General features: G+C 50.8%; 20 protein-coding genes. 6 read left to right on the forward strand and 14 right to left on the reverse strand.

Features of this window, described 5'->3' with window-relative positions; all coding sequences use genetic code 11:
• Window positions 1–46 precede the first annotated feature (46 nt).
• Complete coding sequence (glgA, locus tag R50912_RS18000; RefSeq protein ID WP_042236834.1) at window positions 47–1,483, reverse strand: glycogen synthase GlgA; 1,437 nt, start codon at window positions 1,481–1,483, stop codon at window positions 47–49.
• 30 nt (window positions 1,484–1,513) lie between these two features.
• Window positions 1,514–3,433, reverse strand: a complete 1,920-nt coding sequence (glgB, locus tag R50912_RS18005) for a 1,4-alpha-glucan branching protein GlgB (RefSeq protein ID WP_042236836.1) — start codon at window positions 3,431–3,433, stop codon at window positions 1,514–1,516.
• Between the two features lie 218 nt (window positions 3,434–3,651).
• On the opposite strand from glgB, the gene R50912_RS18010 reads away from it, so the two are divergent.
• Window positions 3,652–4,875, forward strand: a complete 1,224-nt coding sequence (locus R50912_RS18010) for a glucose-1-phosphate adenylyltransferase (RefSeq protein WP_042236838.1) — start codon at window positions 3,652–3,654, stop codon at window positions 4,873–4,875.
• A gap of 92 nt (window positions 4,876–4,967) precedes the next feature.
• Here R50912_RS18010 and R50912_RS34250 read toward each other — a convergent pair whose 3' ends face one another.
• The 6 genes from R50912_RS34250 to R50912_RS18045 form a co-directional block, all read right to left on the reverse strand.
• The gene (locus R50912_RS34250) at window positions 4,968–6,053 is read right to left on the reverse strand and encodes a GNAT family N-acetyltransferase (RefSeq protein ID WP_052416479.1); all 1,086 of its coding nucleotides are present in this window, start codon (window positions 6,051–6,053) and stop codon (window positions 4,968–4,970) included.
• The gene (locus R50912_RS18025; protein WP_042236839.1) at window positions 6,050–7,456 is read right to left on the reverse strand and encodes a sensor histidine kinase; all 1,407 of its coding nucleotides are present in this window, start codon (window positions 7,454–7,456) and stop codon (window positions 6,050–6,052) included. The genes R50912_RS34250 and R50912_RS18025 overlap by 4 nt, the downstream gene beginning before the upstream one ends.
• On the reverse strand, window positions 7,453–8,151 hold the full coding sequence (locus R50912_RS18030) for a response regulator transcription factor (RefSeq protein ID WP_039299112.1): 699 nt from the start codon (window positions 8,149–8,151) through the stop codon (window positions 7,453–7,455). Before R50912_RS18030 ends, R50912_RS18025 begins: the two co-directional genes overlap by 4 nt.
• Window positions 8,144–9,436 carry a hypothetical protein gene (locus R50912_RS18035; protein WP_042236841.1) on the reverse strand — a complete coding sequence of 431 codons (1,293 nt, stop codon included), beginning with the start codon at window positions 9,434–9,436 and terminating at the stop codon, window positions 8,144–8,146. Before R50912_RS18035 ends, R50912_RS18030 begins: the two co-directional genes overlap by 8 nt.
• 30 nt (window positions 9,437–9,466) lie before the next feature.
• Window positions 9,467–10,192: a phosphonate ABC transporter ATP-binding protein gene (locus R50912_RS18040; protein WP_042137817.1), complete on the reverse strand. Its 726-nt coding sequence runs from the start codon at window positions 10,190–10,192 to the stop codon at window positions 9,467–9,469.
• 89 nt (window positions 10,193–10,281) lie between these two features.
• Window positions 10,282–11,418 carry an MFS transporter gene (locus tag R50912_RS18045; RefSeq protein WP_042242679.1) on the reverse strand — a complete coding sequence of 379 codons (1,137 nt, stop codon included), beginning with the start codon at window positions 11,416–11,418 and terminating at the stop codon, window positions 10,282–10,284.
• A 182-nt stretch (window positions 11,419–11,600) separates the two neighbouring features.
• On the opposite strand from R50912_RS18045, the gene R50912_RS18050 reads away from it, so the two are divergent.
• The 3 genes from R50912_RS18050 (at window position 11,601) to R50912_RS18060 (ending at window position 14,239) form a co-directional block, all read left to right on the forward strand.
• Entirely contained in the window at window positions 11,601–12,518 is a 918-nt protein-coding gene (locus tag R50912_RS18050) for an ArsR/SmtB family transcription factor (RefSeq protein WP_039299120.1), read from the forward strand.
• Window positions 12,519–12,648: 130 nt separating this feature from the next.
• Window positions 12,649–13,401: an HAD family hydrolase gene (locus R50912_RS18055; protein WP_042236843.1), complete on the forward strand. Its 753-nt coding sequence runs from the start codon at window positions 12,649–12,651 to the stop codon at window positions 13,399–13,401.
• Between the two features lie 85 nt (window positions 13,402–13,486).
• Window positions 13,487–14,239: a DsbA family protein gene (locus R50912_RS18060; RefSeq protein WP_231637672.1), complete on the forward strand. Its 753-nt coding sequence runs from the start codon at window positions 13,487–13,489 to the stop codon at window positions 14,237–14,239.
• Between the two features lie 77 nt (window positions 14,240–14,316).
• Here the strand turns inward: R50912_RS18060 and R50912_RS18065 are convergent, their stop codons facing one another.
• Complete coding sequence (locus R50912_RS18065; protein WP_042236846.1) at window positions 14,317–16,584, reverse strand: type IA DNA topoisomerase; 2,268 nt, start codon at window positions 16,582–16,584, stop codon at window positions 14,317–14,319.
• Between the two features lie 277 nt (window positions 16,585–16,861).
• Between R50912_RS18065 and R50912_RS36470 the strand changes: the two genes are divergently transcribed.
• On the forward strand, window positions 16,862–17,350 hold the full coding sequence (locus R50912_RS36470) for a DUF2569 family protein (RefSeq protein ID WP_042236849.1): 489 nt from the start codon (window positions 16,862–16,864) through the stop codon (window positions 17,348–17,350).
• Between the two features lie 127 nt (window positions 17,351–17,477).
• Here the strand turns inward: R50912_RS36470 and R50912_RS18075 are convergent, their stop codons facing one another.
• A complete protein-coding gene (locus R50912_RS18075) occupies window positions 17,478–19,181 on the reverse strand; it encodes a proline--tRNA ligase (RefSeq protein WP_042236850.1) in 1,704 nt (567 codons plus the stop codon).
• Between the two features lie 578 nt (window positions 19,182–19,759).
• On the opposite strand from R50912_RS18075, the gene R50912_RS18080 reads away from it, so the two are divergent.
• Entirely contained in the window at window positions 19,760–21,760 is a 2,001-nt protein-coding gene (locus R50912_RS18080; RefSeq protein ID WP_042236852.1) for a methyl-accepting chemotaxis protein, read from the forward strand.
• Window positions 21,761–21,876: 116 nt separating this feature from the next.
• Here R50912_RS18080 and R50912_RS18085 read toward each other — a convergent pair whose 3' ends face one another.
• From R50912_RS18085 to lpdA, 4 genes are all read right to left on the reverse strand, one after another.
• A complete protein-coding gene (locus tag R50912_RS18085) occupies window positions 21,877–23,364 on the reverse strand; it encodes a glutamate synthase subunit beta (RefSeq protein ID WP_042236854.1) in 1,488 nt (495 codons plus the stop codon).
• Between the two features lie 236 nt (window positions 23,365–23,600).
• On the reverse strand, window positions 23,601–24,092 hold the full coding sequence (locus R50912_RS18090) for a dihydrofolate reductase (protein WP_042236856.1): 492 nt from the start codon (window positions 24,090–24,092) through the stop codon (window positions 23,601–23,603).
• A gap of 49 nt (window positions 24,093–24,141) precedes the next feature.
• Window positions 24,142–24,936 carry a thymidylate synthase gene (thyA, locus tag R50912_RS18095; protein ID WP_042236858.1) on the reverse strand — a complete coding sequence of 265 codons (795 nt, stop codon included), beginning with the start codon at window positions 24,934–24,936 and terminating at the stop codon, window positions 24,142–24,144.
• Window positions 24,937–25,229: 293 nt separating this feature from the next.
• Window positions 25,230–26,642: a dihydrolipoyl dehydrogenase gene (gene lpdA / locus R50912_RS18100; protein WP_039299144.1), complete on the reverse strand. Its 1,413-nt coding sequence runs from the start codon at window positions 26,640–26,642 to the stop codon at window positions 25,230–25,232.
• Window positions 26,643–26,645: the final 3 nt, after the last annotated feature.

The following is a 26,645-nucleotide window of genomic DNA, read 5'->3' on the forward strand; positions in this document are numbered from 1 at the left end:
TCCCATCACCATGATCGGGGAATGCCTTTTCTATACAATAGTTCTTCTACTCCGTAACTTTATCCGAAATCTTGTTATATATATCAATATACTGCTGCGCGGATACATTCCAGCTGTAATCACCGGTGAAGGCATTCTTCGCTACTTTTTTCCAGTGTTCCGGCTTGTGGTAGAACGATACGGCGCGGCGGAGCGTATGCATCATATCATGGGCGTTATAGTCCTTGAAAGTGAAGCCATTGCCCTCTCCGGTCTCCTCGTTGTACGCATGAACGGTATCGTTAAGTCCACCGGTCTCACGCACTACAGGAATACTGCCATAACGCAAAGCCAGCAGCTGGCTGATGCCACAAGGCTCGAATTTGGACGGCATCAGGAACAGGTCGCTGGCCGCATATATTTTGCGGGACAAGGCATCACTGAATGTAATCTGCGACGACAGCTTGGTCGGATAACGCCACTGTGCCTCACGGAACCAGCGTTCGTAGATCTCATCACCGGTGCCCAGCAGGACAAACTGAATGTCGTCATAGTAGAGCAGTTCATCGAGAACCCGGGTCAGAAGATCCAGCCCTTTGGAATCCACGAGACGTGTAACCATAGCTACCATTGGAATATAAGGAGCTACAGGCAAGCCCAGTTCCTGCTGGAGTCCCAGCTTATTCTCAGCCTTTTTGACCAGGTTAGAACGGTAACGGGTGAAAATAGACGGATCGCTGGATGGATTGTAGCTCTTGGTATCAATCCCGTTGACAATTCCGCTTAGGGCATCTGAACGTGAGGTCAGCAGTCCGTCCAGGCCATATCCATAATAAGGTGTGCGAATTTCATCGGCGTAGGTCGGACTGACCGTGGTGACATGATCACTGTAGACAATCCCGCCCTTCATATAGTTCACATTTCCGTAATACTCCACCCCAGGGAAATAGCTGTCGTCGAGACCGAGCAGCTCGCCCAGTACCGAATACGGAAATACCCCTTGGTACAGGAGATTATGTATGGTGAACACCGTACGCATCTCACTGTAGAACGGATTATGGCGGTAGTGCGCCTGCAGCAGCAGCGGAATTACGGCCGCATGCCAGTCATGGCAATGCAGCACATCAGGCTGGAAGTTAATCGCCGGCAGGCATTCAAGCACAGCGCGGTTATAGAAAGCGAAACGTTCGCCGTCATCCATATACCCATAGATGCCGTCACGACCGAAGTAATACTCATTATCGATAAAGTATACAGGAACTCCCTCAAAGACAATCCGTTCAATCCCGCAATATTGATTGCGCCAGCCGATCGGCACCTCAAGGACAGCGACATGCTCCATCTGGGAGGAATACTTCTCAGCGATCCCCTTGTATTTGGGCAGAATTACCCGAACATCCACTCCGGCCGCCTTAAGCGCCTTCGGCAGGGCGCCAATTACGTCGGCTAACCCGCCTGTTTTGATAAATGGATGGGCTTCAGCTGCAGCAAATAGAACTTTCATCCAGATTTCCCCCTTATAGATAAGAATAGTTTATTTAATCGTTTTGCGTCCGGATTTCTTGAGCACCAGGAATCCAAGCGGCGGAAGGTTCAGCTCCAGGCTGTTCAGCTGGTTATGCCATTCCTTCTTCTCACTCTTAACAGGTTCATTATGAATACCAGAACCGCCGTATTCGCGGGTCTCCGAGCTGAATATCTCTTCATAGGTCCCCGGACGCGGCACACCGATCCGGTAATTACGCCGTTCCACCGGCTGGAAATTGATAATGATCAGCAAAGTATCCACAGGCCTCTTCCCTCTGCGGATGTAGGAGGCAACACTCTGGCCGCTGTCATCGGCGTCAATCCATTGATAGCCCTCCATGTCATGGTCGAGCTCCCACAGCGCTTTTTCCGTGAGATAGAGCTTATTCAGGGCAGCGGTGTAAGCGAGCATCCGGCGGTGGGCCTCATAATCCAGCAGAAGCCAGTCGAGCTGATCCTGATCCTTCCATTCGATGAATTGACCAAACTCACCGCCCATAAACAGCAGCTTTTTGCCCGGATGACTAATCTGGTAACCGAGCAATGCCCGCAGACCGGCAAACTTCTGCTCATAGGAGCCGGGCATTTTGTTCAGCAGCGACTTCTTACCGTGCACCACTTCGTCATGGGACAGAGGCAGTGTATAGTTCTCGGCATAGGCATAGACGATCGGGAAGGTCAACAAATTATGATGGTAGGGCCGCGCCCCGAAATCATGTTCTATGTACCCAAGAGTGTCATTCATCCAGCCCATGTTCCATTTGTAATTAAAGCCGAGCCCCCCTTCATGAACAGGTGAGGTTACGCCAGGCCAGGCACTGGATTCTTCTGCCATCATCAGAGCCTTCGGATAATACCGGAAAATCGCCGTATTCAACTGCTGGATGAACGCGATCGCTTCCAGATTCTCAAGGCCCCCGTGCATGTTCTTTCTGTACTGATGGTGCTGCTTCTCGAAATCAAGCCGCAGCATACTGGTTACGGCATCCACACGCATGCCGTCAATATGATACATCTCAAACCAAAAAAGCGCATTAGAGATCAGGAACGATATGATCTCCGGTTTGCTGAAATCAAAGGATAGCGTGCCCCAGCCCGGCTTCTCGGCCAGCATCGGATCGGCGTATTCATATAGCGGCGAACCGTCAAACATTCTCAGGCCGTGGGCATCCTTGGCAAAATGGGCCGGAACCCAGTCGAGGATAACCCCAATGCCGGCTTGATGCAGCTGATCAATCAGGTACATCAGATCCTGCGGTTCGCCGAAGCGGCTGGTGGCCGCAAAATAACCGGTCCCCTGATACCCCCAGGACAAATCATACGGGTGCTCAGCAAGCGGCATAAACTCCACATGAGTGTAACTCATCTCCGTCAGATACGGAATCAGCAGGCTGCTCATCTCTCTATAAGTATAGAGTTCCCCATTGTCCTTCTGGCGCCAGGTCCCGAAGTGCATTTCATAAATGTTCATAGGCGCATTGTACGGAGCTTTGCTCTTCCGGCGCCATGCGGCGTCGCCCCATTGGTAACCATCCAGATTCGCCACAACGGAAGCGGTGGCCGGACGTACTTCAGCTTTGAATGCGTAAGGATCAGCCTTGAGGAAGCTTGTTCCATCTGCACCATGAATCCTGTATTTGTAAAAAGTTCCCGGCTCTATACCCGGAAAAAAACGACTCCAAAATCCTGAATCGGGTATCTTATATAACGAGTCGGAGTCCAATGTTCCATCCCAGCCATTACGATCACCAGCCAGTCCTACATATGCCGCATGAGGAGCCCACACGGTAAAGCGAACGCCGGCTTGCCCTTCTTCCACGGCAATGTGCGCGCCAAGCATCGTATAGCTGCGATAATTCGTGCCCTCATGGAACAGATAAATATCTTCAGTTGACGGGAGGTTTACTGTTTTTGGTATTTCGGCCAAATCATCACCACCTTAATATATAGGATGCACCTATTACATTACCCCAATATGTGCCGTTTGAAAATGAATTTTGCAGGCGGATTCAATGATTTCTGAATAAAGAAAATTAATAATGTAATTTTTCTTGAAGCACAGCAATATAATTCACCTATGTCGTTTCAAGCGCTTGCCGGCAGGTTATATTACAAGCATTGACAAAAAAATGGGAGGGATAACAAATGAGTAAAAAAGATTGTATCGCCATGCTCCTGGCTGGCGGGGAAGGCCGCAGATTAGCCCCCTTGACCTCCAGTATGGCTAAGCCTGCAGTCCCTTTCGGAGGACAGTATAGAATCATTGATTTTCCACTCAGCAATTGTGTGAATTCGAAGATCGACACTATCGGGGTACTAACACAATATGAAGCCGATTCCTTGCATCAGCATATTGGTAAAGGTGAACCTTGGGGACTGCACAGCCGCAGCGATAAAGGCGTGAAGCTGCTTCCTTCTGGGATTGAAGGCAGAGACAGCTACTCGGGTACAGCCGATGCCATTTATAAGAACATAGAATACATTGACAGCCAGAATCCGGAGAATGTACTTATCCTGTCTGCAGATCATATCTATCATATGGATTACCGTAAAATGCTGGATTACCATGTAGGCAAAGCAGCCAAAGCCACCATTTCGGTCATGGAAGTGCCTTGGGATGAAGCCAGCCGGTTCGGTGTGATGAATGTTAATGACGATCTCCAGATCTCTGAATTTGCCGAAAAGCCAAAGGTTCCGAAGAGCAACCTCGCTTCCATGGGTATTTATATGTTTGAATGGGAATATCTGAAGGGTTATTTGCTGCGGGATGCTGCTAATTCGGAATCCGGCCATGACTTCGGCAAGGATGTCATTCCGTCCATGCTGGATGCCAATGACCCATTGTTCGCATACCGCTTTGACGGGTATTGGAGAGATGTAGGTACGGTTGACAGCCTCTGGGAGGCGCATATGGATCTTCTGCAGTCCGAGAATGGCTTCAAGCTCGACAACTCCCGCTGGCCGATGTACAGCCGGGCTTACCGTACGAAGCTGGCTGCCTATAAACCACGGGTTCAGGCACCGCCAGTAGATTGCCTGATGCACGAATCCTGCACGATGGAAGGCAGTCTTCAGCGTTCCGTTATCTTCGGCGGTGTAGAGATCGGCAAGCTAAGTAAGATCAAGCAGAGTGTAATTATGCCGGGCGTCCGCATCGGCCGCGGTGTTCTGATTGAGAATGCGATTATCGGTGAGGGTGCAGTCATCAAAGACGGCGCTGTGATTAAAGGCAGCGCGGACAATATTGTAGTTGTCGGCCCGCATGAGATCGTAGCAGCCAAACCAATCATCCGTACCCAGCCTTCCCGTCTCCTTCAGGAAGTCTATGAGAAGACCGGCCGTCTGCGCGCGGAAGGGATGCCTTCATAATCTTTAATCAGCCTTTACGGCTGCTACATAAAAGGGATACAGCTATGGTCTATCCGACCTTATGCTGTATCCTTTTTGTAGGTTCTTCCTATTCATTTGCCGGAGAGGCGGCTTGTCCTCCACTCCCTGTCCAATATGCCCATCTCGATGCAATCGGCATAGCGCCCGCCGAATATAGCGGCCTCACGTGAGATCCCCTCCCGTGTAAAACCGGCTGTCTCGTAGGTTTTCTGAGCCGCCGTATTGAAATCGAATACTCCAAGGGATATCCGGTGGAGCCGCAGCCCGTCGAAGCCGATACGCAGGACTTCACGAACCATCTGCAGTCCGATTCCCTGCCCTTGGCTCCCGGGGTCGACGACGACCCTGCTTATTCTGGCCGAACCGTTCTCACGGTCGATTGCGGATAAGCTTATATGTCCAACCGTTTGACCGGTAGCTCTTAGCACCGCACAATAGACCAGCAGACCAGATTCTGCCGGATGATTGGCTCCGTCCAGATATCGCTCTAGCTGCCGGTCATCCAGAGGGTAGGACAACGATGGACCTGCCCACTTCTTCAAATACTCCGGGGAAACACTCCATTCCCTCATTAAAGCGTAATCAGCTTCCCCCATATACCGGAGAATTACGCTGCCCGGATCGCCGGTCTCCGCTTCATACTCATACAGGTTAACCAACCGGCCTGCTCCGACATCCCGGGTACCCATATAGTGAAATCCCAGGCTCTGATAGTAACGGTTCAGCTTAATATTATGGGCTACTGTATCCAGCCTGAGACCGGCACATCCCCGTTCCTCCGCTCTTCGTAACGCAAAACGGATCATCTGGCCGCCAAGCCCCATGCCGCGGTGGGATTTGGCTACAGCGAGCCGGTGCAGATAGGCGTAGGATTCGTCATTGCGGTCTCCCCAGTACTGGATATCGCTGAACTGCAGGGTGAACATCCCGGCAAGAACTGCTCCCACCATGGCCAGATAAACCTCTCTGCTGCTCAAATAATCCTCTACATCGCGGATGCTGAACTGCCCCGGTGTCCACTGGTTGATTCCTTTACTCTCCATCCAGCCTGCCGCTTCACGGAGGAGCTTCAGAATATCCGCTGAATGTTCACGTCCGCCGCGGATCATCTCGAGCCTTTGTTCTGAAGAAGATTTCCCTGGTTCCTGTGTATTCATGCCTTCTCCTCCTGCACATCAACAAGCGGCAAAATAACGGTAACCTGAGTACCCTTGCCGAGCTCGCTGTCCATTTCCAGCTTGCCGTTATGAAGCTCTACAATCTGCTGGGAGATCGCAAGGCCAAGGCCGGTCCCGCCGTTAAGCGCATCGACCTGGAAGAACCGGTCCCGCACTCTGGACAGATGCGCTTCGCTGATGCCGATCCCGCTATCCCTTACGATTACGGCCATCTCCGTATTCGACAGGCGTTCAGCGGACAGGACGATACTGGAATCCTCAGGCGAGAACTTCACAGCATTGTCGACCAGATTGAGGAACACCTGCTTCAGCCGGTTCGCATCGCCTCTTATGAAGATAGTCTCTTCGCATTCCAGCAGCAGGTGAATCCGCTTCTTCTCGGCCTTGGCCCAGATATTCAGCAGCGTCTCCTGCAATAGCACCTTGATATCCACCTGGGCAATCGACAGCTTCATTTCGTTCTGCTGCAGCTTGGAGAAGTCCAGAATCTCTTCCACCAGCCCGATCAGCCGGTCGCTCTCCTTGGAGATGATACCCATGCCCAGTTTGGTTTCCTCGGGGTCGTAGCCGCCTGAGATGAGCGTTTCACTCCAGCCCTTGATGCTGGTCAGCGGTGTCCGCAGCTCATGGGAGATCGAAGAAATGAAATCATCCTTAATCTGATTACTGCGGACAATCTCCTCTGCCATATAATTGAGCGTTGAAGCCAGTTCAGCGATTTCGTACCGGTAATCCCCCTTGATGCGGGTGGTGAACTTCCCTTTGGCCATCTGCGCTGACACAGCCGTGATATTGTTGAGCGGCCGTACAATGGAATTCGCGAGACCGAAGCTGAACAAGACCACGATCGACATAACCGCCGCCCCGATGCCAATAGAGAGCAGTGTCAGATTAAGCAGATCCTTGTTGACCCCCTCCATGGAAGTCAGGTAACGCAAGATGTAAGTTTCATGCGAGTTGATCTGCACCATCTTGGAGACGGCCATTACACTTTCATTCGTCCCGGCCTGCCGCCCCACCCAGCGCCCGACACTACCGCCCACAGCCTCGGGAACATCACTGGTGGTGATGGTCCGGTCCGGCTGAAATCCGGTGGAACTGGTAATGATATCTCCATTCAATGTCAGAACTTCTAGTTCGGTATACTCCAAGTTGAAGAAGTCGAGCAGGTTCAGGAGTTGATTCGGCGATCGTTCCGCTGAGAATTCATATTTTACGAAAGTCTCCCCCGCACTGATATGAGTGGTGATTTTGCTGTAGATGCTGTCGTAATAATACGTCCGGATCGCCAGCAGAAAAATAGTCTCCACGAGGAGAAGCGCCACAAAGACTACAAGAATATAGTGCAGTACGATCTGTCTGCGCATCCCCTTCTTAATCATTGTACCTGGCCTTTCCATTTATAGCCGTGCCCCCACACCGTCTGCAGGAATTCAGGCTCTGACGGATTATTTTCGATTTTCTGGCGCAAGCGGCGTATATTCACGTCAACAATTTTGGGATCACCCATGTACTCCTTACCCCATACGTGATCAAGCAGGGAGTCGCGGCTGAGCGGCGTATTCTCCTTCTCAAGGAAGAATTGCACCAGCGAAAATTCAGTAGGCGTAAGCTCAATCGCTTCACCGCTCTTCTTGAACTGCTTCGAAATCAGATCCAGCGTAAACGGGCCCGAGTGAAAAGAGACTTTGGCCGACTGCTCCCGGTGAACATTGACCCGGCGCAGCAGGGACTGGATACGGGCAATCAGTTCGGTTGGACTAAACGGTTTGCTGACATGATCATCTGCACCCACAGACAGTGCGTATACCTTATCCTGCTCCTGAACTTTGGCTGTCAGAAAAATAATGCCGAGCCGCTCGTTAGTTTCTCTAATGCGTCTGCAGACCTCAAAGCCGTCGATGCCGGGCACCATGACATCAAGCAGGGCAATATCAATATCCGGAACCGTTGTCAGCTTATGCAGGGCCTCATTGCCGTCAGCGGCTTCGAGCACTTCAAACCCGTTGCGTTTAAGATTGATTACAATAAAACTGCGGATGGATTCTTCATCCTCCAGAATCAGTACTTTACTCATCGATTCCCTTCCTCTCTATAGAAGATTTGACTCTTCCGTTCTCTCCCCCGATGGTGTTTTGCTCCAGCTCCCCCCGGTAGCCGATCATTTTGTCCAGATCACGCCCCAGAAGCTTCCAGCCGGAGTTCTTTACCCTATCCCATTCTGCCGGTGAGAAGAACGATACCTCAGCGACAGTCTCCCCGGTGTCGAGCATAATGAATTTAAGCGATTTGTCCTGAACGGACTTGGTATCCACTGTGACATTCTTATGCCATTCCGGAGAAAAATTAATGGTAAACCGGTCCGAAGGATCATTATACAACTGAGTACTAAAGGTCAAGCCGTCTTTTCCGTCCCATTTGTAATAAGAATTGAAATAGGGTATAGTCTCAGGGTCGAAATACTCCCATCCCGAGGGAGGCTCCAGCATTCCGATCTCAATAATTCCATCCAGGTCAATATCCTCACTGACAATCTTCCGGTCCTTGAAGGTCCGTACATCCCCCGGAATGGCTACGCGCAGCTTGTTATTCTCCATAACAACAATTGTTGTATAGGCAGAGCGAGAATCCACAGCAGAGTCCAGAACTATACCTTCTTTGTTCTCCGCCACTTTTCCTGAGACAATATTGTAATAATTATCGAAATAGGGGTCCAGATTATCCAGTTCGTCAAGCACCTTGAAGCTGTCGTTATATTGGTAGGTAGTTATTGTGGCGAATTCATTGCGCTTGAAATACACGACTGTAATGTCGGCAACCCCGTCCTCGTTCAAATCATCCAGTATATATTTGGTGTAAGGCTTTGTCAGAATTTCTTCCAGCTCTCCGCCGGAATAACTGTAGACCACCATGCCCTTTTCTTCCCCGCGCGAATAGCCGGTAACAATATCAAGCTTCCCGTCACCCGTCACATCTCTAAGATCAACCGAATCCAGCATGGTTCCGTCCCCGTCAAAAACAAGCTTCTTGACCCAGGTGTCCTCATGCTTCTCCAGAATCATCCCGTGGATCACTACAGCTTCATTCTTCGTCTGGTAGAAGACAAGCGTCTCCATAATCCCATCCTTGTCCAGATCCTCGGTGAAAATAGAACTGTCATCATCATTGGCCGGACGGATCAGCGTTGCATCGAGCGGCTTCAGCGAGGAATTAATCGCTGTCATCAGCGAAGCTTTGTCAGCGGACAGCTGCGGCACCTTCATCTGGGAAACAGGATCGCTGATGAAGGTACAGCCGGACATTACAAACAGGGACAAAGAGGCTGCTGTAAGCCTTCCGAGTAACCGTTTATTCAACTTCATCACTCTCTCCTTATTGCACGCCTTGCCGCTTCACAGATGCAGCCGCTCCTGTGAGGTCAGCCGGCGCCCCTTCACATCATGTTTGATTCTTCCGTCTTCCAGTACCCATAACCGGCTGGCGAAACGCTCCGCCAGTTCAATCGGCAGTACGGTAATCACGGTTAGTCCAGTTTCCTTGCACAGCTTACGGAGCGTTTCAAGCACATTCTCCGCAGTCTTGGGGTCCAGACCGGTAACAGGTTCATCGGCAAGTATAACCTTAGCACCGTGAACCAATGCGCGGGCGATGGCCACACGCTGACGTTCACCGCCGCTGAGGTGGCTCGTCTTCATCTTTGCTTTGTCCAGCAGACCCAGCAGATCAAGCTGGTCCATCGCCCCCATATAATCATCAGAGCGGACCATTCCTGTAGCCATCCGCCACAGAGGTGTCTGTGAGGCTTGTCCGATCAGCACGTTCTTCAGTGCCGTACGGTTCGGATTCAGCTCCGCATTCTGCTCCAGATAGGCCCATTCGCGGCGGATTTTGCGTTTGCCGGCAAAAGGGCTCTTCATGATGTCCTTGCCGTCTACCCGGAAATTCCCTCTATCCCATTTCTCGCGCAGCGCCAGGCATTTCAGAAGTGTCGATTTCCCGCTTCCGCTGGCTCCCAGAATAACCACAAATTCACCCGGTTCTAATTGAAATCCGATATCCTGCAGAACCGGTGCTTTATCTTCCCCGACCGCTTTGGCCAAATGTTCAACTGTAATCATAGTTCAGCCTCTCCTGTCTTCAACTCTACTCTATAGTGTACTCTGAAAGCGGGATCAAATTCCATGCGAGCATTCGTTCTTATCTTACCTCAAATGTTCTTCCGTGGCGAGAATAATAAGCCTGTCAGTCCGAACAGAATATATAAACCACCCATTACTGCAAATACACTGCCACCCCAGCCGAATTGCAGGAGCAACCCGCCTACACCAGGCCCGGCAATACTTCCGAGGCTATAATGGAAGGAAGACACAACATTCGCCGCCGGAAGCAGATGGCGCGGCAGGATATCTGCGGCATAGCTTAGGCCAAGCGAGAAGAAGGAGCCCACCAGGCCTCCGGCAATCATCAGGAGCAGCAGATTCAGCAGAAAATGCTCTCCGGCCAGAGGAAGCAGGGTGAAGGCAAGGCCTCCGCCAACTCCTGAAGCAATTAGGATGGCTCTGCGGCCATAGCGGTCGCTCCATATGCCAAGCGGCAACTGCAGCAGCAGGCCGCCAATGCCGGCAAACGGCAATAGCGTCGCAATCTGATCCGTACTGAAGCCGATCCGCAATCCGTATACAGGAAAGTTACTGTTCAGGCTCGCTTCCATATATCCGTACAGCAGTGCCGGGATCAGAGCGTACCAGGCCAGCCTGTAGCTTCGTCCGAACCGTCTGGCCTGCCCTTCACTATGATCTATCGGGTGCGGATGTGAATCCGGCAGTTTGACCGCAACGAGCAGCAGTACAAGGACAAACAGTCCGGCGGTAATCAGAAACGGCGCGGACGGGCCGAAGCGCAGCAGGATGATGCCCAGCGGTCCCAGGCTGAAGCCCAGACCGTAGGACATTCCATACAGGGACAGATTGCGTCCGCGGTGCTCAGCGGGTGACATCAGCAGCACCCATAGCTGAGCGGCGTAGTTAATGGCTGAATCGCCTATGCCTACCAGCAGACGGAGTACGAACCACACCTTGACCCCGGGAAGCAGCGGGAACAGGAGCAGAGTCACCAGCACGAGACTGAGGCCTGCGGCAATGAGCTTCTTGAAGCCGATTGCGCCAAGTACCCGCTCTGCAATCAGGGTCATTGCGAAAGACCCTACGTATAGAGCTGCGGCATTTAATCCGTTCAGTGAGGAGGATACACCCTTTTGCTCCAGCAGAATGGATAATACAGGCAGCAGCATCCCCTGACTTAGTCCTGCCAATATAATTACGGTAATCAGAATCATATAATTCATTTTGCTGCTGTGCTCAAGCGATATAGATTTGGAATCTGACACGAATAAATCCTCCTATGTAATTCAGCGGTGATCAAAACTGCCGTCAGAGCGGCAAACACCGAACATTATAGTGGACAACCCTCTTCAAAACAAGAGATAATATATAGAAGTGACGGATTTTCTGGAGGTGACCCGGCTTAATGAAATATGAACTCGAAATTGATGTTTCACCCGTATATGAACTGCTGGACAGTTTTATGCTATATGTGACGAAGAAATGGATTTCCAATCTGGAGATCGGCACCGATTGGGTTCGGGATGTGGACGGCCGGTTCCCGCCTATGCAGCTGGCTGCGCTGAAGCAGGCTGCCGAATGGCCTTTTGACGACTATGATGTGCTCTATGCCTGGGCTTACAGCCGGGGGGAAGCTTCCAAAGTACTGCAGTTCCTGGATGAGCTTGAAGCCTCTACCGTTGAAGATTGCCTGGTGCGGACCGCCCCCTTCTTCCACAACTTCACTCTTGAAGAATGTGCCCGGATCAAGAACGGCTATACTCCGCTGCTGCGGATGTGGTATGAGCATTATTTCCGTCATGTGGAACACACGATCCTGCCGCTCCTGATTGAAGACGCATCCGAGAAAAAAATGCTTGAGAGCAAAATGGACATGGTACCGCTGATCGAATATGCCTCGGGCGGCGTTGTTATTGAAGATATTCCTGAGCTGAAGACCATTGTCCTGCTTCCTACGGTACATAACCGGCCGATCAATACTTATTGCTTCTATAAGAACCTGATGCTTGTACAATATCCGGTCGATGTACCCTCCGAGAATGAAGAGGAGCCGCCTACCGTGCTGCTTAGGTTAACCCAGGCCCTCTCCGACCCGACCCGGCTTAGACTGCTCCGCTTTGTGGCGGGTGAGCCCAAGACCCTTTGGGAAATGCAATCCGAGCTGAACCAGTCGCGGGAGATGCTGATGCATCATCTGCTCAGTCTGCGGGTCGCCGGACTGCTGCGCGTACATCTGCGCGGTGAAGGCACTGAACGCTACAGCATACGGCCGGATGGCGCAGCTGAACTTCAGATGTTTCTGGAGTCCTATATTCGTATATAATAATTGTACATTTACAGCAGAGGCGTAGTTACTTACACCTTACACAACCAAGCGGATGCTTCCGGAGCAGATTTTGTTCGAAGCGCACATCATAGAAGGATTCCTCACAAAACATTTAGGAGTGAGCAGTATGAAATATTTGACACAACAAGTAATCTTCGATCTGGACGACACCCTGGTGCACTGCAACAAATATTTCGACCTCATTCTAGGCCGGTATTTCGAGCTTATGTCGGACTGGTTCAGTGATTACGGACCGACCATGAGCGAGTTCCGCACCAAGCAGGTAGAAATCGACGTAGAAACAGTCAGCACCAGCGGACTGGCCAGCGATAATTTCCCGAAATCTCTGATTGCCACATACCGTTATTTCGCCGCCAAATTTAACCGCAAAACCGATCCGTTCGAGGAGCAGCAGCTGATGAAGCTCGGCCTGAGCGTATATGATCAGGAGGTTGAAGCCTACCCGGGTATGGTGGAAACCCTCGATACCTTGAAGCAGGATGGTCATTCCCTATACCTCTACACTGGCGGAGATGATACCATTCAGCAGCGCAAAATCGCCCAAATGAAGCTGGATGCCTACTTCGATGACCGGATCTACATTCGCCAGCACAAGAATGTGGAGGCGCTTGAGAATATCCTGACTACTTACAATTTCGACCGCAACATAACCTGGATGATCGGCAACTCCCTGCGGACGGACGTGCTTCCCGCGCTGACTGCCGGCATCAACAGCATCTATCTGAAGCAGCAGAATGAGTGGCTCTACAACCTGATTGAGCTTCAGCGTGAAATGCAGCAGTCGGTCATGACCATTTCAGCAATTCATGAGGTACCGCCGGTGATCCGTTCAGCTGCCCTGCGCAAGCATCACGGCTAACTCCTGTTACAAATGACATATGCAGCCTGCTGCGGGTATGATTATACTATTTGAGTAGATTTTCATCCCGCGCAGGAGGTAGGCAATGAACAAACCTATGAAATCTAAGAAATCTAAGAATCCCAAGAATTCCACGGGTAACAAACGTCTGCTCCCCATGTTGCTTGCAATCATTGTCGTTCTTCTGGTGGTTGTCCTGTTCTTCATCACTACAGGCAGCAAGTCATCCGGTTCAGCCGAACTCGAGGGCCTGCCCAATTACACAGATGTGAAGGGAACAATCGTTGTTGACGGGCTGAAATATGAGAAACAGCCTCATCTGGGCAAGGAAGATGCTAAGGTGAAGGTCATTGAGTTTGCCGATTTCAAATGTCCAGCCTGCAAAAAATGGACCGCCACCTATCTGGATACGTTCATCAAGGATTACGTGGATACCGGAAAAGTACAGTTCTACTTCATGAACTTTGCCTTTATTGACCGGGACTCTTATCTTGCCGCCAGTGCAGGTGAAGCCATATACAAGCAGAGCAACGAGAAGTTCTGGGAATATGTCCACAAGCTCTATGCCAATCAGGGGGATGAGAGCAAGATCTGGGCTACGCAGAAGTTCATCCTGAAATTCGTTAAGGATAACATCGAAGGCATCGATTACGGACAGTTCGAGCAGGACGTCAAGAACCATACGTATATGTTCGATGTAAAAGAAGACTTCAAGATCGCCGGCGCTTACGGTGTAAACGGCACGCCTAAGTTCATGGTGAACGGCGTTCTGCTGCCGGACTCCTCTTATGAAGGCTTAAGCGCTGCAATTGACAGCGCACTGCAAGAAGCTAAGTAACTTCACAACCTGTAAAAGCATATAAAAAAGCGCCCCGGCCGGGAAAAACTGGCCGGGGCGCTTTTTTCATTTATGAATTATTCCACAGCCAGCTGTCCTGTATCCATGTTCGTCAGCACCAGCTTGCCTTCCAGCGGAGAGCCGTCTTCTGCAGCCAGCTTCAGCTTGCCGGTCTTGCCCTTCTCAATCAATGCTTTCACCTGGGCGTCGGTGAGCGTGCGGCCGTGATTTTCTTTCCAGATCACGAATTTGCAGCCTTCCTTGTAATGGGAACAGCCGTAGCCCTTGCGGCCCATGAAGATCATCCCGCCGCAGCCGGGACGCGGGCAACTGCCAATTACCTTCGGCCCGGTGTCCTCCGCTTTCGCGGCAGCCGGCTCGCTGCGTTTCCTTGCCGCAGTCGGTTTGTCGGCGGCTTTGCGGTCCGCAGCTTTGCGCGGCGTTGCTCCCGCACTGCGTCCTTTGGCTCCGGCATTCAGCGAAGGGGTTTCGCCTTCGAAGGAGGTTTTGGCTGCACGGGACTGCACCCGGACCTTGTCCACGATCATAGAGGCGAAACGTTTGACGTTCTCCATGAACTGGCCGTCCGCGGCTGTGCCGCGGGCGATTTCGTTCAGGCGGCGCTCCCACTGCCCGGTCATTTCCGGGGAGGTCAGCAGCTCAACACCCGCACCGCGGATCAGCTCAATCGCTGTCCGTCCCTTTTGGGTGATGGCGATTTTTTTACCCTGCATCTCCACGTAGCCGACATTCTTCAGCCGCTCAATGGTTGCTGCCCGTGTCGCCGGAGTGCCGAGCCCCGAATCCTTCATGGCATCGCGGAGCTCCTCATCCTCTATCTGCTTGCCTGCGCTTTCCATCGCCTTCAGCAAAGTCCCTTCCGTATAGTGCTTCGGCGGCTGGGTATCCTTCTCCTTAACGATGGCGTCACTGCAGACCACCTCATCCGTTGTTGAGATCGAGAACGGCTCGTTCACCTCAACCTCCTCGTCCTCCTCATCCTCCTTGCCTTGGCCCTTGGCCGGTTTGGACTTGTCCTTCTTCTGGTCTCCGTAAATCACCTTCCAGCCCAGGCTGAGCAGCTCCTTGACGGTGGTTTTGAACTTCTCATTCTCCACTTCGGTGATTACAGTATGCACCTTGTATTCAGCAGCCGGATAGAACTGGGAGAGGAGCCGGCGGACGATCAGGTCGTACAGCTTGGCCTCATCCGCACTCAGTCCGTTCGCCTTGCGGTTCGTCGGCAGAATGGCATGGTGATCCTCAACCTTGGACGGGTTACAGATAAACTTGTTGCCTTTATGGACCAGGTTGCGGTTGGCACCCTTCACCCATTCATCGTACTGCGTACCTTGCAGCGCCGACAGCGTCTTGTGCATCTCCGGGATGTTCTGCTCCGTCACGTAGTTGGAGTTGGTACGCGGATAGGATATCACTTTGTGCTTTTCATAGAGCGCCTGGGCAATATCCAGCGTTTTTTTGGCTGAAAATGCATATTTCCCGTTCGCCTCACGCTGCAGCAGCGTCAAATCATACAGCTTGTTCGGATATTCCTTGGTTTCCTTAACCTCATAGGATTCAATTCTGGCCGGTTTGCCCTTAACCTTGGCTGCAAGAGCCTCTGCCTTGGCGCCGTCAGTGAGCCGGTCCCCCTGCCACATTCCCTTATAGTTCAGTTCATTCTGGCTGAAATGCCCCTCCACCTCAAAAAACTTCAGCGAGGAGAATGCCTCAATCGTCTTCTGCCGGTCATAGATCAGCGCAAGCACGGGGGTCTGCACCCGCCCTACAGACAGCAGCACATTATGCTTCGTCGTAAACGCCCGCGAGCCGTTCATCCCGATCAGCCAGTCCGCCTCGCTGCGTGCCCTGGCCGCCTTGGTCAGATTCTCATATTCCGAGCCGTCCTTCAGCTCCTGGAACCCTTTGCGGATCGTTTCCGGTGTCAGGTCCGATATCCACAGCCGCTTGACCGGCTGGCTCAGCTCCAGATGGCGCTGGATTAGCGAGAAAATATGCTGCCCTTCGCGCCCGGCATCGCAGGAATTGACCAGCAGGTCGCTGCGCTTCGCCAGCTCGCCAATCACCTTCAGCTGATCCAGCGTGCGCGCATTCGGCACCAGCTTGAACTGCTCCGGAATAATCGGCAGATCATTAATGTTCCATTTTTTATATTTGTTGTCGTATGCTTCAGGCTCCGCCAGGCCAATCAGATGCCCGATCGCCCAGGTGATAATATACTGCTCCCCTTCCAGATAGGAACGGTAATTTTTGGCCTTCGGTTCTATTGCGGCGGCGATATTCCGCCCCATGTCCGGTTTTTCCGCAATAATGAGTGTCTTCAAAAATAATCGCTCCTTACCCATGGTTCTTCCAAAATACGTCCAGTAGTCTATTATACCATTACTTCACCACTTTTTAACGTATTGACTTGAAGACTGAGTTCAGACCCGCGGTATTTGCGGTTATACCTCACAGGTTGAGTCCCAGTTCAATGAATATTTTCACATCCCAATAGATACACCTAAATATGTCATTTCGCACTATTTATTTGCGATATATAATTCAGTTACATAAATTTAGCAAAACCTGCAGCCGATGCGGATCTTAACAGGTGAAATCATGGCGTTTAAAAACATTTCAAGAAAATCTTATGTGGGATTTGGCGGATGGTTAGTGCTGTTTGCTGCTAGCTTATTCGTACAATTTATCAGACTTCTATTAAGTACCCTTGATAACTACTCTATTATCAAGTCTGACGAATTTAAACGAATCACCGATCCAGACAGTGAATATTATAATTCATCCTTGTATCCGTCATTAATCGTTGATACCACCCTAAGTCTGGTCATCTGTATTATGATCATATTCATTATCTATTTTTGTGTAAGACATAGTATATGGTTCAAAAAGTTATCTGTAATTTACATAATCAGCTCTTTCATCATTCAATGCTTAACTCTTTTTTGGCTGCTGGGTATTCATTTTTTGCCGGAGGAATTCTATGAAGAAATAAATATATATCAGGGTGTTATATCTTCATTTGCTTATATGCTGATCTGGTTGCCTTACTTACTCATATCTAAAAGAGTGAAAAACACATTTGCGTAAAAGACGCAGTTGTTGTTATTTGATAGCTACATAAAACGTACCAAACGCGGATGATCAAACGGAGCAGGCCGATTAGCTTCCATTGAAACCTTAATCGGCCTTTGTACCATGTGCAGTTCCATAAACCTTAGATCCCGCTCACCCGCGCCACGGCCTCACTGATATCAATCACTTCTTTGGTCCCGGCTCTGCGGTCCATATATTCGACCTTCTGCTCTGCTGCACCCTTGCCGACAACCAGCGCAACCGGAATGCCGATCAGCCCGGAATCCTTGAACTTGACCCCGGCCCGCTCATCCCGGTCATCCAGCAGCGTCTCAATGCCGATGGCGGTGAGCTGTGCGTACAATGCTTCAGCAACCTCACGCTGCCCCTTATCCTTCACGGACATCAGCAGAATGTGAACCGTATAAGGAGCTATGGCCGCCGGCCAGTTCAGCCCCTGATCATCATGATTCTGCTCGGCTACAGACGACAGGAGCCGCGAAATGCCAATACCATAGCACCCCATCACCATAGGCTGACTCCGCCCGGCCGTATCTAAGAAGGTCGCACCCAGCTTCTCGCTATAGACTGTGCCGAGCTTGAAGACATGCCCTACCTCAATCCCCTGATGAAAAACCAGCTTCTCTTCGCCACACTCCGGACAGAGATCACCTGAAGCAGCGTTGCGGAAATCCCCTACATGCGTAAGCGTGAAATCTCGGCCAGGCACTACGCCACTCAGATGGTAATCTTTGTCCCCGGCACCTGTGACCGCCTCTGTCATGCCGGCAACGGCTGCGTCAACCAGGATGGTCAAAGACAATCCTACCGGACCGACAAAGCCGCTTTCAACTCCGGCTACCGCCTGCACACTATCATACTCAGCCAATGCGATTTCACCGCAGCCCAGATATTTCTGCACTTTGAGCTCGTTAACCTCATGATCTCCTCGGACTAATACAGCAAAGGTCTTACCGCCGTCTGTGTAGATTAACGTCTTGATAATCTCCTGCGGTTTAATCCGGCTCTCCTGCTCCAGCTGCTGGATCGTCTTCTGATTAGGCGTGTGGAACTTTACAGGAACAGGAATGCCGCTGTAATCCCGCTCCTCGAATGCGGCTACACCGCGTACTTCAGCCTGCTCCAGATTTGCGGCATAATCGCAGATGGAGCAGACCGCAACCGTATCCTCTCCAATCTCTGACAGAGCCATAAATTCGTGATTCTGGCCTTTTCCGCCGATAGCTCCGGCATTGGCCTGCACTGCCCGGTAGGTCAGACCGCAGCGGTTAAATATCCGCCCGTAGGCATTGTACATCTGCTCATAGTTCAAATCGAGACCTTCCCAGCCTGTGTCAAAAGAGTAAGCATCCTTCATAAGGAACTCCCTGCCCCGCAGCAGCCCCGAACGCGGACGGCGTTCATCGCGGAACTTCGTCTGAATCTGATACACCGTGAGGGGAAGGCGCCGGTAGGAGTTAATTTCATCCCTTACAAGTGCTGTCACTACCTCTTCATGGGTAGGTCCCAGCACAAATTCCCGTTCATGACGGTCCTGCAGCTTCATAAGCTCCTTACCGTACACGTCATATCGGTCAGATTCTTTCCAGAGCTCTGCGGGCTGCAGAGAGGGCATGAGCAGCTCCTGTGCTCCGGATGCATCCATCTCTTCCCTGACTATGTTCTCAATCTTGCGGAGTACCCTCCGCCCCAGCGGCATATATGTATATACTCCTGCCGCCAGCTGGCGGATATATCCGGCACGCAGCAGCAACTGATGGCTCATCGTTTCTGCTTCAGCAGGGGCTTCGCGGAGAGTTGTGACGAATAGATTGGTTTGGCGCATACGGATCAGCCTCTTTCTTCGATAAATGTGTTATGTTGCCGCTTAAGTCTCTTTGAATACGCAAAAAAGACGCATCCGTCAGGGACGAATGCGTCGTGTTACCACCCTGGTTCAACCGCCTTAGAGAGAGCCTGGCGATCCTTAAATCCGGATAACGGCCGGGGCCGGCAGCATTACGCATATTGCCATAAGCTGCAGCTTCCAAGGCAGGATATGCCTCACACGCACTTGAGGGACCTTTCAGCCGGTGAATCCCCTCTCTGTTCTGGCGGGTACGGAAACATAGATCCTTGGTCAACGCTTTGTACATTATAAATATTGTACTTAATCTATACGATATATCGGCACCCGTCAAGTCGGTACTGCAAAATTACAATTATGATAAAATTCAATATTTTGTTATATGTATCCCCTTTCATTCCCAGAAATTTGTGATACAATTAAATATTTTTTTCAAGCGCTTTTAGATATGAAAAAAATGTGTCGATAAACCGAATATATGAATAGAGTTATTCAAAGAAACGGCTACATTCTCATATAAAAGCCGATTTCCATGTATCCGAGGGGGAACCATTCCAATGTCCAAATCCGTCAACCGTTCTAAGCGAAAATCCAAATCAGGTTCACTGCAGAGAAAAATGATGATTCTATTCAGTATTATGCTGGTGATCCCCATCCTGCTCGTAAGTACTTTCTCGTATTTCAGTGCAAATAAGCAACTGGAGATCAAAATGCAGGATTCCACGCATTCCAGTGTGGATCTTGTCGCAAGTACAATTAACGAATATGTTTCAGCCGCAATGCGAAATGTAGATCTGCTAAGCCAGCAGATTAATTCTTCCGATATTGATGCTAATTCGCCGGAAACACGTACGCTGATTGAATTGTTCATGAAGGCGCATCCCGAGCTGGAGATCCTAACGGTGGGCAATGATCAGGGTGCGTGGATGAAAGCTCCCGATCCCGGGAAGCAGGAATATGATCCGCGTACCAGAGACTGGTATAAGGCAACCCTGTTGAATCCCGGTAAAATCACGATCATCGATCCTTTTGTCTCAGCAACAACCGGCAACTATACGCTCTTTATCTCGGAAACGCTGAAGGATGGCCAGGGTGCGATTACAACCAGCCTCAACCTGAAAGCCTTAAGTGAGAAAATCAACAAGACCACACCAGGGGAAACAGGCTATTTTTATATTGTTGACCGGAATCATAAGTTCGTCTCTCATCCCATAAAAGCTGCAGGTGATGATGTAGCAGACTATGTCGTGGAGATGCTGGTTAATGAGAGTGGAGATCTGAACTATACGAATCCGGATTCAGGCATGGATATGCGGGGTTACTATACAACCGATGCGAATACCGGATTCAAGATTGTCGGCATTCTTCCGACCCAGGAATTCTCTGATGCGACGCAGCCTATTATTAATACAGGAGCAATTGTACTGGCCGTGTCTCTGATTGTCAGCATGACCTTATTGTTCCTGATTATCCGTTCCATCACGAATCCGATCCGCAGTCTGAACCGTTCTGCGCAGCGGGTGAGCGAAGGGTACCTGAATGAACAGATTCACATTAACCGGTCGGACGAAATCGGACAGCTGGCGGAGAATTATAATCTGATGGTAGGTTCTCTGCGTGGTATCGTTTCTGATATTTCAGACACTTCGGCACAGCTTGCCTCTTCAAGCCAGCAGCTTACAGCCACGACTGAGGAGAACTCCAAAGCCACTGCTTATGTGACCGGACTCGTGCAGGAATCTTCAGAAGGTGCTGAAACGCAGACTTCAGCGATGGCTGAGACCTCGCGTGCGATGGAGGAAATGTCTTCAGGTATCCAAAAAATCGCTGAAGCTGCAGCCACCATTGTAGACTCTTCGGCCAATACAGAAGCTGACGTGCTTAGCGGCAGCCTCAAGATCGAACAGGTCAGCCGGCAAATGGATGCCATCCGTACCTCCACCCACCATTCTTCGGAGCTGATTGGCCAATTAAACGGCCTGAACACCGAAGTCTCGGCTATGAGCAGCGCGATTACAGCCATTGCCGTGCAGACTAACCTGTTGTCACTGAACGCCGGAATCGAAGCCGCCCGGGCCGGAGAACATGGCAGAGGATTCGCTGTAGTCGCCACTGAGGTACGGAAGCTGGCGGATCAATCGAAGAATACAGCCGGAGATATCCAGGACACCCTGCTGCAGATGACCCGGCTTATTGACCAGACCTATGAAGCCATCCGGCATACGGTTGCAGCAGATGTAGATTTGGGCATTCAGGTTACAGCTGAAGCTAAGGAAGCGTTTATCAGTATTGAGCACTCCACGACCAAAATCAACAGCCAGCTGCATGACATCTCGGCCATTACCGAGCAAATGTCTGCCGGTGCGCAGGAGGTTGCTGCTTCTGTTCATGAAATTTCCGGCATCTCGCGTTCAACTTCAGATGCGTTCCAGAGCGTAACTGCGGCTACCGAGCAGCAGTTGGCCTCAATGGAAGAAATTTCCTCCTCCTCCACAGAGCTGTCCAAGATGGCCGCAGCACTGCAGCTTAAGATCGAACGCTTCAAGCTGGAGGACTAGTTCACACGGATTACAGTCCTATAGCTGCACACAAAAACCGTCACTCAGCAAATGCTGGGATGACGGTTTTTGTGTGCATTTCATTATCTTAAGCTAAAATCTCATCATCTTATTCTCTAGACGAGTACAGTCGAACCCATCAGATATCTATCCACTTCACGTGCCGCTTCACGGCCTTCGTTGATCGCCCAGACCACCAGACTCTGACCACGGCGCATATCTCCGGCTGAGAATACTTTATCCACATTGGTGTTGAATTTACCGTAACGGGCCTTTACATTACTGCGGCGGTCCGTATCCAGCTTGAGCTCCTCAATAATATCCTGCTCCGGTCCGTCGAAGCCGATCGCGATCAGCGCAAGCTGAGCGGGATAGACAGCCTCAGTTCCCGGAACCGGCTGGTAAATCTTCCGTCCGGTCTCATCCACCATACGGCGGATTTGCACGGTGTGCAGCTCCTTGAGGTTGCCTTCTTCATCGCCTACAAATTTCGTAGTCATGATGGAGAATTCACGCGGATCTTCTCCGAAAACCGCCTTGGCTTCCTGCTGGGCATAATCCAGCGTATAGACATTTGGGAATTGCGGCCATGGGTTAGCAATCGGATCGCGCTCCAGCGGCGCCTTGTCATGCGTACCGAACTGTGTAATGCTGCTGCAGCCGTGACGCAATGAGGTAGCCACGCAGTCGGAACCCGTGTCCCCGCCGCCAAGTACGATAACATCCTTGCCGGCAGCCGATACATAGTTGCCATCCTCCAGATTGGAATTCAGATAGCTCTTAATCGTACCGTTAAGGTAATCCATAGCGTACATTACGCCATTCAGTTCATTGCCTTCTACATTGAAGCGTCTGGCTTTGGTCGCTCCGCCGCAGAGTACAACGGCATCATATTCATCCACCAGCTGCTGTGCCGGAATATCCTTGCCGATTTCAGTATTCACTACGAACTGGATGCCTTCTGCTGCCAGCAGATCCACACGGCGCTGCACGACACGTTTGTCCAGCTTCATGGTAGGGATACCATACATCAGGAGGCCGCCGATGCGGTCACTGCGTTCAAAGACCGTCACAGTATGGCCCGCTTTGTTCAGCTGAGCTGCCGCCGCCAGACCTGCCGGTCCGGAACCGACAATGGCAACACGTTTGCCTGTGCGTTTCTCCGGAGGGTTCGGTACCACCCAACCCTCTTCAAAGCCTTTGTCCACAATTGCCAGCTCAATGGTCTTAATGGTGACAGGCTGGCCAATCAGGCCGACGGTACACGAACCCTCACAGGGTGCAGGACAGATGCTGCCCGTAAATTCCGGGAAATTATTCGTCTTGTGCAGGCGTTCCAGCGCTTCCTTCCACAATCCCCGGTAGACCAGATTATTCCATTCCGGAATAAGATTATGCACCGGACAGCCCGAGGTACCGCCGCTCATATCTATGCCGGTATGGCAATAAGGTGTTCCACAATCCATACAGCGTGCACCCTGAGTCCGAAGCTCGTCCTCGGTCAGATGCTCATGGAACTCTTCCCAATCCTTGATGCGCTGCTCGGGATCCCGGTCCCCTGGGAGCTGGCGCTTATACTCCATAAATCCAGTAGGTGTAGACATATTTACGTTTCCCCCATCCGTTCTCTTCGTGTTGATGTATAGTACACTATAACATACCTGCGGCAGAAATATATCTAATGCAGCGTAGGTGAAGAACCTGCATATTTTATACTACCTAGTGAAATATCATTTCTAATTTTAATTATAGTAGCATTCAATACTTTCACACTGTAATGGATTAATCTGCTGATTATTTGTACTATTTCACATCTTGTGTCAGAGAAAACGCTTTTTCGTTACTCCCTGCGTTCATATACAAAAAAACGGTAATCATAAGGATTCTGTTCATTGCGAATCCCTTGTGTACTTGAAATTTCGCTCCACTGGCTCCAGTTGACCTCCGGAAACTTCGTATCGCCCGCAATATCTGCGTAAATCCGCGTGACCAGCAGCTTGTCTGCATGAGGCAGCATTAGGCTGTAGATCTCCGCTCCGCCGATCACCATCAGCTCATCCTCTTTAAGGCCTTCTGCCAGGGCTTCTTCCAACGAGTGTACAACCTCCGCACCTTCTGGCGCAAAGCTGTGGTCCCGGGTCAGAATAAGGCTGGTGCGGCCTTTAAGCGGCTTCCCGCCGAGAGAGTCCCATGTTTTACGGCCCATCAGCATTCTTTTGCCGAGTGTCTCTGCTTTGAAATAAGCGAAATCCAGCGGCAAATGCCAGGGCATATCGTTATTCTTACCAATCACACCATTCGAAGCCATCGCCCAAATCATGGTGATACTCATATTCACGCCCTCTTTTCCATGAAATCATCGAATAGGTTTCCGGACAGGGTTATATAGCAACCGGCGCTTTGATCCCCGGATGATGGATATAGTCGGTAAACTCGAAGTCCTCAAACGTATAATCAAAAATACTGTCAGGCACCCGGCGGATATTCAGCTTCGGCAATGCGTAAGGCTCCCGCGCGAGCTGTGTGGCCACTTGCTCCATATGATTTGTATATATGTGCACATCGCCGCCTGACCAGACAAATTCACCAACCTCAAGCCCAGTCTGCTGGGCCACCATATGGGTGAGCAGCGCGTAGCTGGCAATGTTAAAAGGCAAACCCAGGAACGTGTCCACAGAACGCATGGTAAGCATACAGGACAGCTTCCCGCCCGCTACATAGAACTGAAACACAAAATGGCATGGCGGTAGCTTCATCTGCTCAATCTCACCTACATTCCAGGCACTGACGATATGACGGCGGGAATCCGGATTATGCTTAATCGACTCAATAACATTCGCAATCTGATCGATATGTCGTCCGTCCTTGCTCTCCCAGGCCCGCCACTGCGAACCGTATACCGGTCCCAGCTCACCGTTCTCATCCGCCCATTCATCCCAGATAGAGACTCCATTCTCCTTCAGATAAGAAGTATTGGTATCCCCTTTGAGGAACCAGAGCAGCTCATGCACCACCGATTTCAGATGGATGCGTTTGGTGGTCATCAGCGGAAATCCCTTCGACAGATCGAAGCGGAGCTGACGCCCGAATACAGACAAAGTGCCTGTACCGGTCCGGTCGCCTTTGGCTGTACCGTTGTCCAGTATATCCTGTAATAAATCCAAGTAATTACGCAAGCAGTATCGCACCCCACTCTCTTTTTTTCTTATATCAGTTTACCATGAGCTGACCGTCCTTGTAACTTGTTCGCGCGCAGAAAATGCAATTTCCTGCGGTCAGCAAATACTGACAAAAGCAGTTTTTCCTAATCCTGATAATAGAGGAAATTAATTTGCCCAGCAACTGATTGCTGTTATGATACGGAACCCTTTCCTCCTAGCGCCCATCGAAAAGAGGATGTCCCCTTAACCATTCTAGATGGCCTTGGAAACATCCTCTTGATCCTTACCCAAGTAAAACGTAAAGGGTATTATTTGATCACGTGAATCGGGTGTCCTTCTACCAGCTCAGCCGCTTCCATGACGATTTCGCCAAGGGTCGGATGCGCGTGGATGGTCAGGGCGATATCTTCGAGCGTAGCGCCCATTTCAATGGCCAGACCCAGCTCAGCGATCAGGTTGGAAGCTTCGATACCGACGATTTGCGCGCCGAGCACCTGATTATTGTCGCTCTTAGCCACAATCTTGATGAAGCCTTCCGGAGCATTCAGGGAAACGGCACGGCCGTTGCCTGCGAACGGGAATTTGCCGCTCTTCACAGCATAGCCCTTGTCCTTCGCTTCTTTCTCAGTCAGGCCTACGCTGGAGCATTCAGGATCTGTGAATACTACTGCAGGCATAACCTTGTAGTCAACAACCGATTTGTGACCGGAAATTGCTTCAGCCGCAATTTTACCTTCGTAAGAAGCCTTATGTGCCAGAGCAAGACCGGGAACGATGTCGCCGATGGCAAAGATATTAGGAATATTAGTGCGTCCCTGGTGGTCGACTTTGACCAGACCGCGTTCGTCCAGCTCAACACCGATCAGATCCAGACCCAGTTCACCGTCAGTGTTAGGACGACGGCCTACAGTAACCAGCAGGTAATCGGCAGTTACTTCTTTGGACTCGCCGCCCACGGAGTACTTCACGGTTACTTCCTTGTCGTTCTGAACAGCACTTTCAGCTTTGGCGTTAGTCACAATTTCAATACCGGTCTTCGCCATATTTTTGGCAACCAGACGGGTCATGTCTTTGTCAAAGCCAGGCAGAACCGTGTCCAGACCTTCAATGATGGTTACTTTGGTTCCGAATTTGGAGTACATCTGACCAAGCTCTGCGCCGATATAGCCGCCGCCGATAACAATCATGCTCTTCGGAATTTCCGGCAGATCAAGTGCTTCTGTCGAGGACAGAATGCGTCCGCCGAACGGGAAAGGCTTCAATTCAATCGGACGGGAGCCCGTTGCGATGATACAGTTGTTGAATTTGTAGCGCGGGGATTCATGATCATTGAACAAACGGGCTTCGTTTGTGCTGATGAACATAGCTTCACCGCTGAATACTTCAATTTTGTTGCCTTTCATCAGGCTGGTTACACCCGAAGTCATTCTTTTGACAACGCCGTTTTTGAACTCCTGGGTTTTGGCCCAGTCCACTTTGACGTTCTCGGCAGTAACACCGAATACCTCGCCGTGCTGTGCAGCTTCGAACTGATGAGCTGCCGAGATCAGCGCCTTGGAAGGAATACAGCCGCGGTTCAAGCACACGCCGCCGAGTTCCGATTTATCTACAATGATCACCTTTTGGCCAAGCTGGGCGGCACGGATTGCCGCCACATACCCGCCGGGACCTGCACCAATTACCAATGTGTCGATTTCGATTGAAGCGTCTCCGACTACCATTTA

This window comes from Paenibacillus sp. FSL R5-0912, assembly GCF_000758605.1.
Lineage (GTDB): Bacteria > Bacillota > Bacilli > Paenibacillales > Paenibacillaceae > Paenibacillus_AQ.